Raw genomic sequence first — 12,599 nt, forward strand, 5'->3', positions numbered from 1 at the left:
TCGAGGGGCTAGGCGCTGTAGCTGGATTAAGAAAACCCCTATAGTTATCCACAACAAAATTATTTTATAATTTCCTCTGCATGTACAAGAAAGGCTCCCAAAAACTTGGGTGCCTTTCTGATTTATTTCTTTACCATTGCAAAAAACAACCGCTCAGCTTCTGGCTCGGGGCTTTTAAGTGTATAGTCTCCGGTTACCTCAATACTTTCAAAGCCTGCCTGCGCTAACCATTTTAAATAGGAATCTTCGGGATATGTACGCTGGTAATGCAATTCATCGACTCGGTCATACTTTCCGGATCCTTCATCCCGGACGAAAAAGGTGAGCTCGTGTTCAACACTGTGAGCGCCTTCTCCCTTGAAGCTATTCCAAATATAAGTGATTTCTTCATCATCCCAGGTAAATGTCGCGTCTGCGAAAATCTGTTCCATTTTATAGATAGAATGAACATCAAACAGGAATAAGCCCCCTTTTTTCAAAAGGCGGGATACCCCTTCAAATGTCTGGCGGACTGCCAGTTCATCGTCTAAATAATTCAGCGAATCACAAAAGATGCCGATGATATCAAATTCACCTAAGTCATCAAGCTCTGTCATGTCCTGCTGGAAAAATTGTATTGGCAACGATAGCGCCTGAGCTTTCGACTGGGCTACAGAGAGCATATCACTTGATAAATCCGCGCCGGTCACATCAAACCCTTTTTGCGCAAATCTTATAGATAGCTCCCCGGTTCCGCATGCGAGGTCGAGGAGCTTCATTCCGTTCACTTGATATTTCTCTTTGTATGCCTCTACAATCGAAACCCATTCATCATAGGGAACATCCTGCATGAGCTCATCATACAAATAAGCGAACCTTTCGTAAGACATTAATTAAGCTCACTCTGCACGTTTTCGATCGGAGCATCTCCCCATAGGCGCTCAAGGTTATAGTAGCTTCGCTCTTCTTTGTGGAAGACATGGACAACAACATCACCGATATCAATCAGCACCCACCTTGCTTCGTCAAAACCTTCGATTCTCTTAAGATTATATCCCTGCTCTTCTGCTTTTTCCCTGATTTCACGGGCAATTGCCTGTACCTGCTTATCAGAATTCCCGTGGCAGATGACAAAGTAATCGGCAATCAAAGAGATGCCTTTCATATTCAGTACCATAATATCTTCTGCTCTTTTATCGTCTGCTGCTTTTACTGCTGTTATTAATAATTCGCGCTCACTCATTAAATCAACCTCCTGAATTTTGTACGATGCTGTTGTAGGCACTAAATGTATCTGGAAAGACCGGCTGGGTTTTCTTCATTAAAAATTGAATTGTATTTTTCATGGATTGAATCAATGCCCTGTCCAAATCATTCTCTGCCAATTCCCTGACTTCTTCCACTCCTGGAAAATGGCGGCCTGGCTCAATATAATCAGCCAGATAGATGACTTTATCAAGAAGCGTCATGCCAACCCTTCCTGAAGTATGGTAACGGATTGCATCAAGAATTTCCTTGTCGTCGATTCCCGCTTCCGTTTCTGCGAGAAATGCCCCGACCGGCGCATGCCAGAGCTCACTGTTAAACTCAAGCAAGATTGCAGGCATTTTTTGTTCCTCAATGATTTGTCTCATCTCATCCTTGGGCCGGAATTTAGCATAATCATGAAAAATGGCAGCCAGTTCCGCTTTCTTGATATCCGCTCCATATTTCCCGGCCAGCTTGATGGCTGTCTCCATCACACCAAGAGTATGCTGATAGCGGTGTTCAGTTAGTTGTGGCTTCACAATCTGAAGTGCTTGTTCACGTTCCATATAAACCATGCTCCTCTATATAAACCCTAACCGGATCGGGCAGCAGATAGCGTATGCTTCGGCCGTCCCTCACTCTTTCTCTAATCATACTTGAAGAGATATCCATTTGCGGTGTCTCTGCATAAAGAATATCATACGGTGTTTCAGTACTGTATGATGGCCTGCTGACACCCACAAACTTGACCATTTTCATTAATTCATCTATTTTATGCCATTTGGGCAGATATTCAACCATATCCCCACCAATGATAAAGTGGAAGTCGGTTTCTTTATACATATCTTTTAATATTTTCATCGTTTCATACGTGTAAGATCGGCCGCTTCTCTCAAGTTCTGCTTTCTCAATCCTGAATTGCTTGTTATCAGCGAGCGCAAGTTCAAGCATAGCCAGCCTGTCTGAATGGCTGATGGGCTCGTCTACAGTTTTATGCGGCGGCACCTGATTTGGCATGAACCAAACCTCATCAAGTCCATAAGCATGTAACACTTCATTGGCAATAACTAAATGTCCGTTATGCGGCGGGTTGAAGGTTCCGCCTAAAATGCCGACTTTTTTCAAACAGGCACCTCCCAGTATTTATCTTGGAAGAACGATTTGCTTATTTTCCCGGGACTCTTTATATAGAACAATGGTATTACCAATTACCTGGACAAGCTCTGCCTTTGCACCGCGAGAGAGCTGTTCAGCCACAGTATCCTTATCCTCATCACAGTTCTGCAGGATGCTTACCTTAATCAACTCTCTTGCTTCCAGCACATCTGCGATTTGCTTAATCATATTTTCATTTACCCCACCTTTTCCAACTTGAAAAATTGGAGTAAGATGATGGGCTTTCGATCTTAAAAAACTTTTCTGCTTACCTGTTAACATATGTTAACCTCCTAAATTTCTTAAAACATTCATTTCCATTCTATCAACGTCAGGAAAAATCCCTGTCCATATCTCAAAAGCAAGCGCTCCCTGGAACACAAACATTCCTACACCATTCTGGACAGCAGCTCCCATTCTGGAGGCTTCTTTTAAAAACTTTGTTTGCAATGGATTATAAATTATATCACTAACTATTGTATTTGGGGTGATGTTTTCTGGAGACAGCGGCAAATTTTCTGTATCAGGCACCATACCAATAGAAGTTGTCTGGATGATTAGCTGATATTCAGCAAGTGACTTTTCAGCCGCCTCCCGCCCAATAACTTTTGATTCCACTTTGAAAGGGCAAGAGTTGACAAGCTCTTCAGCCTTTTCGGGAGTGCGGTTATACAGGTCAATACGCTCGATCCCGGCCTGGGCCATCGAAAAGTAAATGGCTCTCGAAGCTCCACCTGCACCAATAATCAAAGCTGATCTTGAACAAAGATCAGCATCCATATATTCAAGCCCTTTAACAAAGCCTGGGCCATCAGTATTATAGCCTACCAGAAGGCCATTTTCATTTTTGACTGTGTTGACTGCTCCTATTGCCATTGCCAAAGGATCGACTTTATCCAGGTGAGGGATGATATCTGTCTTATGCGGAATTGTTACATTGAACCCACTCACACCTATCGCTTTCAAGCCTTTCACAGCATCCGGAAGATTATCTTTGCTCACATGGAATGGCAAATAAACCGCATCTATTCCATAAAAATCAAATAAATCATTGTGCATGGCAGGAGACATTGAATGAGCGATAGGATCCCCGATGACACCGAACAATTTTTTCATTAACGTCTCCCACCCTTTCTTTTTGACTTGATCCTGCTAACAACGGTTCCTAAATAAGTGACCTTCTCAGCATTACATGAACGCCTTTAGGGACATGTGCCGCGATTTTTGCGCCCGCATCATTGACCGTTATCCAGCCAAGCCCTGAAAATACTACATCGGTTTTGGCTTCCTTAATAGTGAACTCATGTCGGACAAGTTCAGGGAATTCATCCATCTGCTCACGCCGCGGCGGTGTCAGCAGCTCACCTGCATGATTCTTATACAGCTCATCCGCCTTTTCAAGCTTTGTCCGATGAATGTTGATTTCATTCGGCACATAGCATGAAAAAGACCTTCTGCCGCCTGATATATAATCGAAACGTGCGAGACCGCCGAAAAACAGTGTCTGCTCTTCATTCAATTGGTACACCTTCGGCTTGATTTCTTTTTTAGGAGTGATGAACTTCAAATCACGCTTATCCACGTAGTGCGCCATCTGATGATGGTTGATGATGCCCGGTGTATCGACAATCGCTTTTCCGTCCTCAAGCGGTATTTCTATCATGTCAAGTGTAGTACCCGGAAAGTGAGAAGTGGTGATGATATCACCTTCCCCTGTCACTTCCTTGATGATTCTATTGATAAAAGTAGATTTCCCTACATTTGTACAGCCTACAATATAAACGTCCTTGCCATCGCGATATTCATCTATTGCCGCAGCAGCTTCCCTGATATTATACCCTTTTGCAGCACTAACGAGGGATACATCAATCGGATTGAGTCCCAAATCCCTGGATTCTTTCTTCATCCAGTCAATCAATTTTCTTTGTTTGACCGATTTAGGTACCAGATCAGCTTTATTGCCGATCAATAATACTGGATTTTTCCCGGCAAAACGCTGGATGCCTGGCAGCCAGCTCCCATTGAAGTCAAAAATATCAACAATCTTGACAATCAGGGCATCCCTGCTGCTAAGCTCGTTCAATATTTTTAAAAAGTCGTCATCCGTCAGGCTAACATCCTGGATCTCATTATAATTTTTCAAGCGGAAGCATCTCTGGCATACGACAACTTCTTTTTCTAATGAAGAGGCCGGAGCATACCCTAATTCCTCTGGATTTTCCGTCTGGATTTTCACACCACAGCCTGTACAGTTAAATTGCTCACTCAAATTTTAGTCCTCCCAATTCAGCTTTCCTTGTTTCCTGAACCAATTTAATATTCTTCTTTCTACTTTCCTGTTGAATCTAGTCACAAACCCATCCGTCTGGGCAACCGGAACAACGAGAATCGTATGGAAGCCGCTTCTGTTGCCGCCAAGTACATCAGTTAAAAGCTGGTCACCAATCACGACCGTTTCTTCTTTTCGCAATCCCATTTGCTTTAATGCTTTATTAAATGCAGTAGTCATCGGTTTCCTCGCTTGAAATATAAAGGGTATTCTAAGCGGATCAGAAAATGACCTGACTCTTTTTTCATTATTATTTGAAACAATTGTTACGAGTATTTCATTTTTCCTCATATTATCAAACCACTCAATGAGCTTTGGGGTCGCAAGCGGACGATCCCACTCAACGAGTGTGTTATCAAGATCTGTTATAATGCCCTTCACACCTTTGTCTTTTAGGCTTTCGGGCGTGATTTCAAATATACTTTTCACATGCTGGTCCGGCAAAAAATGCTTTAGCAATTTCATTACACCTCATTAATTAAATTCCTAACATACCGTTAACATCATACCCAATTTAATCCTCGTATTCAAAACAAACATTTGAATGGATAGGAAATAATGAAAAATACCGGTTAAAGGTCGACAAAAACACCATTTATTCCTTCAACTTCAACTTTTTTTAAAATATTCCAAAAAACTTTTCGACAAAATCCAACGTTTTCCAATCCTGTGGATAACATTATTCACATAACACACATTGATTTTATTAATAATTTCCCATTTATAAACAAATTAATCACAGGTTATCCACTGCCAACTGTGGATAATTAGAACAGTTGTTCTCCGTGTTTCATTCTGCTAGAGTAGGGGTAGAACGAATTAACTTACAATTATATGCAATTAACATCTGTTTTAGAAGATCCTTTTGGGGGTGAATGACTGGAATGCGTAAACTGTCGGACGAGCTGTTGATCGAGTCTTATTTTAAAGCAAGAGAATTGAATTTAAGTTATGAATTTATTCGTTTGATTGAAACGGAAATCCACCGGCGTTCATTATCTAACCGAATAAAAGCCTCATCCTGACAGCCCCTAAAAGGGCTTTTTTTTTGTTAAACGGAATAGAAAAGGATAAAGGCACAGCTTCAGCCTGTGCCCCTCGCTTTTCATCCTTGTCTATTTAATGTGCCGATTTTCTCGCCATATTTTATATGGTATGGAGGAGTAATTTGCGGCAGCAGGTTCATAGTGTCTTTTTCGAACAGCAGGACTACAGTCGAACCGAAGGTGAAGTATGCCATTTGATCACCTTTCTCCAGTTTCGTTCCACCATGTGTTGTTTCAATCGAATTGACAAACATGGCGCCTACCTTAATAACAGCTGCCATACCCACTTCGTGCCTGATTTCAGTGATTTTACGGTAGTTTTTAGATAATGGGTAGTTTCCATATTTCAATCCCATCTTATTGACAGGGTACGACTTCATGCCCAATGTCCACTGATTGATTACCTCACCAGTTACCGGGCTGTGAATTTGGTGGTAATGGCTTGGACTCAGATAAAAGATCATATAAGTACCCTGCTCGTACCTGGCCATCGCTTCGTCACTTCCGAGCATCTCAGAAATAGAATAAACCTTTCCCTTTACAAGGATCGTTTTATCAGCCTCGATTTGTCCAATCTCTTCGATTACTGAATCTACTGGACTAACAACTGACAATGGATCCTCATCTATTCTCCTTGCACCTTCTTTAAGATTCCTGATGAAAAATTGATGGAGATTTTCATATTCCCCGATTGGCTTCTCCATTTCCTCCTGGTTGATGTTATACGTTTTAGCAAATGAAGGAATAATTCTTTTGCTGCTATTGGATTTTGCGAATTTATGCAAAATGGCCGAAGTCCACTTCCCATTTGTCAATTCTATAAGCAAGCGGTATATAGATTGGAACAATACTCTTACCTCCGATTATTATTTGAGTGTTTGCTCAGATGAAATTTTGTTTTGCGGGATTTAATCTGAAATTTCGAAAACTATCAAAAGAAATCTTTACGAAATAGCATAATCAGCTTAGAATTATATATTATTATATAATAACCCATTGTGCTAGTTCCCTTTTCCCACATAAGGAGTGAAATTATGTTTTTACACGATGTACTCGACTCTACTCGTAAGAAAGTAAAATCCCAGACAGCCAATCTTCTGACATTGGCGAATCTTGCGCTAGGTGGATTTGCGATAATTGTTGCCATTCATGACAACCTGAATTTAAGCCTTTTATTGATTTTCATTGCCGCCCTAGCGGATCGATTTGACGGTATGGTTGCAAGAAAGCTTAATATAGAATCAGAACTTGGAAAGCAGCTGGATTCCATGAGTGATATTATATCATTTGGAGTTGCACCTGCATTATTAATCTACCAGGGAATTTTATCCGATTTCGGTGCTCCCGGAGCCTTCTTCATCGTTTTTTACATAGGCTGCGGCGCCTTCCGGCTGGCACGATTCAATATCACCGAGAACACCGGCTATTTCACAGGTTTGCCAATCACAGCAGCAGGAGTGCTGGCAACGCTAAGCTTCCTGGCCATTCCCCACTTACCGCCTCAGACTTTCCTGTTCATTATGATGACTCTTAGCCTGCTTATGGTCAGTCCATTCAAGTTGAGAAAAGTATAAAACCCAGCCTGGATGGCTGGGTTTTTGCATGATTATTTGTATTCAACCCTGACCCACTTACGGACCGAGCTTACTGTTTGCTGAGTCTCTCTACTGGAAAACAGTACTTTTACTCAGTCAATGCCATAAATTCTTCGACATCCTCCACACACATACGGACTGCTTTTTCCCAGAAATCCTTTTTCGTAAGGTCGACGTTCAGGTGTTTTTGTGCCAGCTCCTCGACTGTCATGGAAGCGGAGTCCTTCAACAGGGCGATATATTTTTCTTCATATCCCTTGCCTTCTTCCTGGGCCATTGCGTAAATGCCAAGGGAGAATAAGTAACCGAATGTATATGGGAAATTATAAAACGGCACTCCAGTGATAAAGAAGTGCAGCTTCGAAGCCCAGAATAACGGGTGATACTCCTCCAGAGCTCCTCCATATGCTTCGGTTTGTGCGTTTTCCATCAATTCACCCAGTCTTTCAGCGTTGACAACTCCCTGCTTGCGCTCTTCATAGAATTTCGTCTCAAACAGGAACCTGGAATGAATATTCATCAATAGCGCGACCGACCGCTGAATTTTATCCTCTAACAGACTGAGCTTCTCTTCTTTTGATTTCGCATTTTTTACAGATGCGTCGGAAACAATCATTTCAGCGAATGTAGAGGCGGTTTCAGCAACGTTCATCGCATAATTACGATTCAGCAAGTGTAAATCCCTCATGGCATATGTGTGGAACCCATGTCCAAGCTCGTGAGCCAATGTGGATACATTGGATGGTGTGCCTGAGTAGGTCATGAATATTCGGGATTGACTGCTCTCCGGAAAGAAAGTATGGAATCCTCCAGGAGCTTTTCCTGGACGGTCTTCCGCTTCAATCCACTTATTTTCAAATGCCATTTTCGCAAAGTCGGCCATTTCCTTGCCAAATTGCTCGAAATTATCGACGATGAAATCTGCCCCTTCCTGATAGGACATTTTGGATTCAGCGCTGCCAATTGGCGCATCCAAATCATACCAGCTAAGCTTTTCAACTCCAAGCAGCTTCGCTTTACGATTCAGGAACTGAACAAATGGTTCCTTATTATCGGAGATGACTTCCCACATGGCATCAAGAGTTTCTTTTTTCATCCTATTAATATCAAGCGGCTCTTGCAATACATCTTCCCAGCCGCGGAGCTTATAGACATTCAAACGAAAGCCTGCAAGGTGGTTCAGGGTCTTTGCGTAGAAATCCTCTTTCTCTCCCCAGGCTTTTTCCCATTGTGCAAAAATTTCCTTACGGACAGAACGATCAGCATCGGAGAGTTTATTGGCTGCCTGGCCGACAGATAAACTTTCCTCTTTATAATTGATCTTTGTATTGCCAACTAGAAGGTCATACATTTGGCCCCAGCTATGGTAGCCGTCTACACTCAATGCATTGATTGCTGATTCCTCTTTTTCTGAAAGCTTTTCCGCAGCCCGTTCGCGGCGCTCTGTCAGTACAAAACGCAGCTCATGCAACAGTCCTTCCTGGACAAGCTCCTCCCAAACACGTTCCGAAAAGCTGGATAGCTTCTGGTCAAAGGTCGTCAGCGCTGTTTGCAATGATGCACTAAGCTCTGTAACGGCCGATTTTAATTGTCCGGCCTTTTTATCACCAGTATTCTGAGCATGCAGACAGCTTACAAAAGCCCCTGCCTGCCTTACTTTCCTGGCTGCTCCATCAAACATTTCAACAAGACTCTCCAGCCTGCCAGCTTCACTTGCCTGATCAGCTGGCTGCCAGCCCTCAAGTTCCTTCTTGAATTGTGTGATTTCCTCACCTGCAGCCTTTAGGTGCGCAGCGAATTCAGGTGAATCACTACCTCCTTCAAAAAATACCTCTAAGTCCCAGACTTCTGAGTATGTATTGGACATTGATTGGTTCCCCCTTTTTTTCTATTATATTATTATAATGTTATTTTTCTAAAATTTCTATTTTTTCAAACCTCTTTCTGAACAAGTTAACAAAACATAAGGACAGGAAAAAGGTTTATCCCTGTTTTCAGGATAAACCTTTTTGCCCTCTATCCGTAAAAATACCACCATCCGCCAAAAATCAGGACGATGACCAGCAGGATGATGAACAGTGCAAACCATACACCACTTCCGCCGTAATATCCCGGATAACCTCCATAGGGCGCACCGTATGGTGGATAGTAACCGTAAGGCATACTTTCACTCTCCTTTTCTGTATCCTGTTATTACTTTATGGGATTCTGTCCATTTTGGTTTGGGCTTTTTGCGAACCTTTTTAAAAAATCAAGAAGCATAAAAAGACCCAAGTGATATGTGAAATTTCATTTTAAGTGCACGGTTTTTTCAAACTTTTCGTGTAAGATAAACTCAAGAATATTTTCAAGGGGTTTTTATATGTCCACGATTTTGTTAGTAGATGATGAAACGCGTATGCTTGATTTGCTTGCCCTTTATTTAACACCAGCAGGATATAATTGCATTAAAAGAACTTCCGGCAACGAGGCGATCAGCTTCCTGGAGGATAACCATGCTGATCTCGTGCTGCTTGATGTCATGATGCCCGAGATGGATGGCTGGGAGACATGCAGTGAAATTCGCAGGCACTGGGATATTCCCGTCATCATGCTCACTGCCAGAAGTGAGAAGCCAGACGTTGTCAGAGGTCTAAAAATAGGAGCTGATGACTATATAACCAAGCCTTTTGATGAGGGTGAATTAATTGCTAGAATTCAAGCAGTGCTTCGGAGACAAACTGTCAAAAGTCCCCTTCTCAATTTCAATGGCTTGAAACTTAACACAGACTCCTATGAAGTACAGTTTAATGGCATTTTGATTCCTCTGACGCCAAAGGAGTTTGCCTTGCTCACTCTATTTTTGCAAAACATTAATAAGGTTTTCACAAGGGAACACTTAATCTCAACCATATGGGGATATGGTGTCGATACAGAAGACCGTACGATTGATTCGCATGTGAGGAACCTTAGGGATAAACTTCGTAAGTCAGGTTTTACGGTGGATGAATATTTGTCTACTGTTTGGGGCGTGGGCTATAAATGGATTCATTAAGTTCGTATTTTTGTTTAATAAGGTTTCATTCATAATCCTTTGGATAAAGAGAAATAATAGTGACGTTAACTTAGATAGGAGGATTATAGAATTGAAAGTTTATACGATCGTCTGGGTGGACAGGATGCCATTTCAAAAGTAGTTGATGTTTTTTACGAAAAGGTACTAGCCGATGAAACAGTCAATAAGTTTTTCGAGGAAACGGACATGGAAAAACAGCGCAGGCATCAATCATTGTTCATCAGCTGGGCATTGGGCGGACCGAACCAATATTCCGGAAGAAGCATGGAACTCGCACATAAAGGCATGAACCTGAATGACGAGCACTTTGGGGCCATCGCCAATCACCTTGCTGCTAGCCTGAGAGAGTTCAATGTATCGGAAGAAGACATCAATCAAGTACTGGAGAAACTGACAGGCATGAAGAATGATATTCTATATAAATGAAGAAAAGGAGAGGGGGATTTAATTCCCCTCTCCTTCTATTTATTCAATTGTTTCGGCAGGTTTTGCAGGAAGGAGATCATTAAAGTCATGCCTTCTCTTGTTTCTTTCTGCGTGACAGCCTTCATCAACTGCATGGATGATAACGGTTCTTTATCCTTTGTTTCTTCTTGAGCATTATGGAACGCAGTAAGCATACCTTCCACCAGATCAATGGCACCAAGCTGGACGAATGAATCTGCAAGTTCTACACCTTTGATTGCTTTCTCGGCCATATCCGTAACCATAGGTCCAGTCATGGCCCCCTTCATGGCAGCTGCCATATCCGCAAGCTGCATCAAAGATTTCAAGACACCTGTTTCTTCCATGCGCTTTACTTCCATTAAAGTACGCTCGAGGTTCTCAGCCACCTCAGGAAGGGCTTTTAATAAAGAAAGCGTTTCAGGCTGAAGCAAATCATCGGCCATCTCGACCATCTTTACGCCGGTTTCGGCAATCGTCGAGACCATTTCACCAGTTACCGCATTCATGGCTGCATCGGTGAAGCTGACAATTTTATGTTGAGCATTTTGTTGAGCTTGAGGTGTTTCTGTAGCCATCTCAACCACCCCTTCTATAAAATCCCTTTGGCATTTAACCAGTAAAGCTCATTGTATACTGCTTTGAACCAGTGCAGCAGGTCAGAAGTCTCTGCTGGCTGCGGCGGGTTATTGTAGTCAAACGTAATCATGCTGGCATCTTCAAGGCTATTTTCAAGGAAGCAAGCTACCTTTCCATTGTATACAGCTGTTTCCGGGCGACCAGTCAATCTGCTGATGATATTGGCGACAAGTGATTCAGATTGATAGTGGGCTGTTGAACCAGCTTTGCTGATTGGAAGGTTCGTAGCATCACCAATTACGTACACATCATCCTGGCCAATCATTTTCAATGTTGTACGGTTTGTTGGAATGAAGCCGGATTCATCTCCAATACCAGAATCCATCACTGCTTTAGCGCCAGTATGGGCTGGAATTGTAATCAGCATGTCATATTCATGTTCAGATCCATCCATTGTGATGGCCACTTTGCGCTTAGGATCCACTTCTTCAAGATTGAAGAACGTTTCGTATTTGATATCGCGCTTTTCAAACTGTGGAAGTCCCCATTCTGCAACTGGAACCAATGAATGGATACGTCCGATAGGATAAGCATATTTGATTTCGATATCCTTGCGTCGGCCATTTTTGCGGTAATAGTCATCAAGCATCAATGCCAGCTCAAGCGGAGCAGCAGGACATTTATGCGGCACATCGATCGTAATCAGGATTTTCCCTTTTTCCATCGCTGCAAGATCATCGCGCAGGCGTTCTGCACCATCAAGTGTATAGAAATTGTGCGCCCCTTCTCTTAAGCCAGGTACACTGTCGAGGTCAGGATGTGATCCAGTTGCGATGACAAGATAGTCATATTGATACTGTTTCTTTCCCTTGACCATTTTTTTATCGACATCAATTTTTTCTACATCATCATATACAAGGTTTACATGTCGATGAACAAGTGCTTCCTGTTTTCTGATGAAGTGCTCAGATGGCTTTTCATTGAAAGCGATGAATAAGTATCCTGGCTGGTAGATATGCTTTTCTGTATTGGAAATCAAAGTGACTTCGACTTCACGCTTCTTGATTTCTTCCCCAAGCTGGCGGGCTAATCTGTTAGCGACCATTGTTCCCGCGCTGCCGGCACCAAGAATAACAATTTTCTTTGTCATTTGGTCCACACCTCTTTAT

Annotated in this window: 17 protein-coding genes; 4 read left to right on the forward strand and 13 right to left on the reverse strand. The window is 42.3% G+C overall.

The window, feature by feature from the left end:
- Positions 1–122: 122 nt before the first annotated feature.
- Genes J7E32_RS14025 through J7E32_RS14060 form a run of 8 tightly spaced genes read right to left on the reverse strand, consistent with a single transcriptional unit; the run spans position 123 to position 5,170 of the window.
- Complete coding sequence (locus J7E32_RS14025; RefSeq protein ID WP_214908278.1) at positions 123–869, reverse strand: class I SAM-dependent DNA methyltransferase; 747 nt, start codon at positions 867–869, stop codon at positions 123–125.
- Positions 869–1,222 carry a ribosome silencing factor gene (gene rsfS, locus J7E32_RS14030; RefSeq protein WP_214908286.1) on the reverse strand — a complete coding sequence of 118 codons (354 nt, stop codon included), beginning with the start codon at positions 1,220–1,222 and terminating at the stop codon, positions 869–871. The genes J7E32_RS14025 and rsfS overlap by 1 nt, the downstream gene beginning before the upstream one ends.
- 4 nt (positions 1,223–1,226) lie before the next feature.
- Positions 1,227–1,793 (reverse strand): bis(5'-nucleosyl)-tetraphosphatase (symmetrical) YqeK, encoded by a 567-nt coding sequence (gene yqeK / locus J7E32_RS14035; protein ID WP_214908288.1) that lies wholly within the window; start codon positions 1,791–1,793, stop codon positions 1,227–1,229.
- A complete protein-coding gene (locus J7E32_RS14040; RefSeq protein WP_214908290.1) occupies positions 1,783–2,352 on the reverse strand; it encodes a nicotinate-nucleotide adenylyltransferase in 570 nt (189 codons plus the stop codon). Before J7E32_RS14040 ends, yqeK begins: the two co-directional genes overlap by 11 nt.
- An 18-nt stretch (positions 2,353–2,370) precedes the next feature.
- Positions 2,371–2,664, reverse strand: a complete 294-nt coding sequence (gene yhbY / locus J7E32_RS14045) for a ribosome assembly RNA-binding protein YhbY (RefSeq protein WP_214908298.1) — start codon at positions 2,662–2,664, stop codon at positions 2,371–2,373.
- Between the two features lie 3 nt (positions 2,665–2,667).
- Positions 2,668–3,498: a shikimate dehydrogenase gene (gene aroE, locus J7E32_RS14050; protein ID WP_214908300.1), complete on the reverse strand. Its 831-nt coding sequence runs from the start codon at positions 3,496–3,498 to the stop codon at positions 2,668–2,670.
- 49 nt (positions 3,499–3,547) lie between these two features.
- Positions 3,548–4,651 (reverse strand): ribosome biogenesis GTPase YqeH, encoded by a 1,104-nt coding sequence (gene yqeH / locus J7E32_RS14055; RefSeq protein ID WP_214908302.1) that lies wholly within the window; start codon positions 4,649–4,651, stop codon positions 3,548–3,550.
- A gap of 3 nt (positions 4,652–4,654) precedes the next feature.
- A complete protein-coding gene (locus tag J7E32_RS14060) occupies positions 4,655–5,170 on the reverse strand; it encodes a YqeG family HAD IIIA-type phosphatase (RefSeq protein ID WP_214908436.1) in 516 nt (171 codons plus the stop codon).
- 425 nt (positions 5,171–5,595) lie between these two features.
- On the opposite strand from J7E32_RS14060, the gene sda reads away from it, so the two are divergent.
- Entirely contained in the window at positions 5,596–5,736 is a 141-nt protein-coding gene (sda, locus tag J7E32_RS14065) for a sporulation histidine kinase inhibitor Sda (RefSeq protein ID WP_102265137.1), read from the forward strand.
- Between the two features lie 80 nt (positions 5,737–5,816).
- Here the strand turns inward: sda and J7E32_RS14070 are convergent, their stop codons facing one another.
- Positions 5,817–6,605, reverse strand: a complete 789-nt coding sequence (locus J7E32_RS14070) for a phosphatidylserine decarboxylase (protein ID WP_214908304.1) — start codon at positions 6,603–6,605, stop codon at positions 5,817–5,819.
- 186 nt (positions 6,606–6,791) lie between these two features.
- Between J7E32_RS14070 and pssA the strand changes: the two genes are divergently transcribed.
- Positions 6,792–7,331, forward strand: a complete 540-nt coding sequence (pssA, locus tag J7E32_RS14075) for a CDP-diacylglycerol--serine O-phosphatidyltransferase (RefSeq protein WP_214908305.1) — start codon at positions 6,792–6,794, stop codon at positions 7,329–7,331.
- A gap of 109 nt (positions 7,332–7,440) precedes the next feature.
- Here pssA and J7E32_RS14080 read toward each other — a convergent pair whose 3' ends face one another.
- Both J7E32_RS14080 and J7E32_RS14085 read right to left on the reverse strand, forming a co-directional pair.
- Positions 7,441–9,219 carry a M3 family oligoendopeptidase gene (locus tag J7E32_RS14080; protein WP_214908306.1) on the reverse strand — a complete coding sequence of 593 codons (1,779 nt, stop codon included), beginning with the start codon at positions 9,217–9,219 and terminating at the stop codon, positions 7,441–7,443.
- 149 nt (positions 9,220–9,368) lie between these two features.
- A complete protein-coding gene (locus J7E32_RS14085) occupies positions 9,369–9,515 on the reverse strand; it encodes a hypothetical protein (protein WP_170029993.1) in 147 nt (48 codons plus the stop codon).
- A 199-nt stretch (positions 9,516–9,714) separates the two neighbouring features.
- Here J7E32_RS14085 and J7E32_RS14090 point away from each other — a divergent pair, with 199 nt between their 5' ends.
- Entirely contained in the window at positions 9,715–10,386 is a 672-nt protein-coding gene (locus tag J7E32_RS14090) for a response regulator transcription factor (RefSeq protein WP_214908307.1), read from the forward strand.
- 90 nt (positions 10,387–10,476) lie between these two features.
- Positions 10,477–10,833 carry a group I truncated hemoglobin gene (locus J7E32_RS14095; protein WP_214908438.1) on the forward strand — a complete coding sequence of 119 codons (357 nt, stop codon included), beginning with the start codon at positions 10,477–10,479 and terminating at the stop codon, positions 10,831–10,833.
- Positions 10,834–10,868: 35 nt separating this feature from the next.
- Here the strand turns inward: J7E32_RS14095 and J7E32_RS14100 are convergent, their stop codons facing one another.
- Positions 10,869–11,429 carry a helical membrane plugin domain-containing protein gene (locus J7E32_RS14100; RefSeq protein ID WP_214908308.1) on the reverse strand — a complete coding sequence of 187 codons (561 nt, stop codon included), beginning with the start codon at positions 11,427–11,429 and terminating at the stop codon, positions 10,869–10,871.
- Positions 11,430–11,443: 14 nt separating this feature from the next.
- A complete protein-coding gene (locus J7E32_RS14105; protein WP_214908309.1) occupies positions 11,444–12,580 on the reverse strand; it encodes an NAD(P)/FAD-dependent oxidoreductase in 1,137 nt (378 codons plus the stop codon).
- Positions 12,581–12,599: the final 19 nt, after the last annotated feature.

The sequence above is a fragment of the Bacillus sp. ISL-55 genome (assembly GCF_018613155.1).
Taxonomy (GTDB): domain Bacteria; phylum Bacillota; class Bacilli; order Bacillales; family Cytobacillaceae; genus Mesobacillus.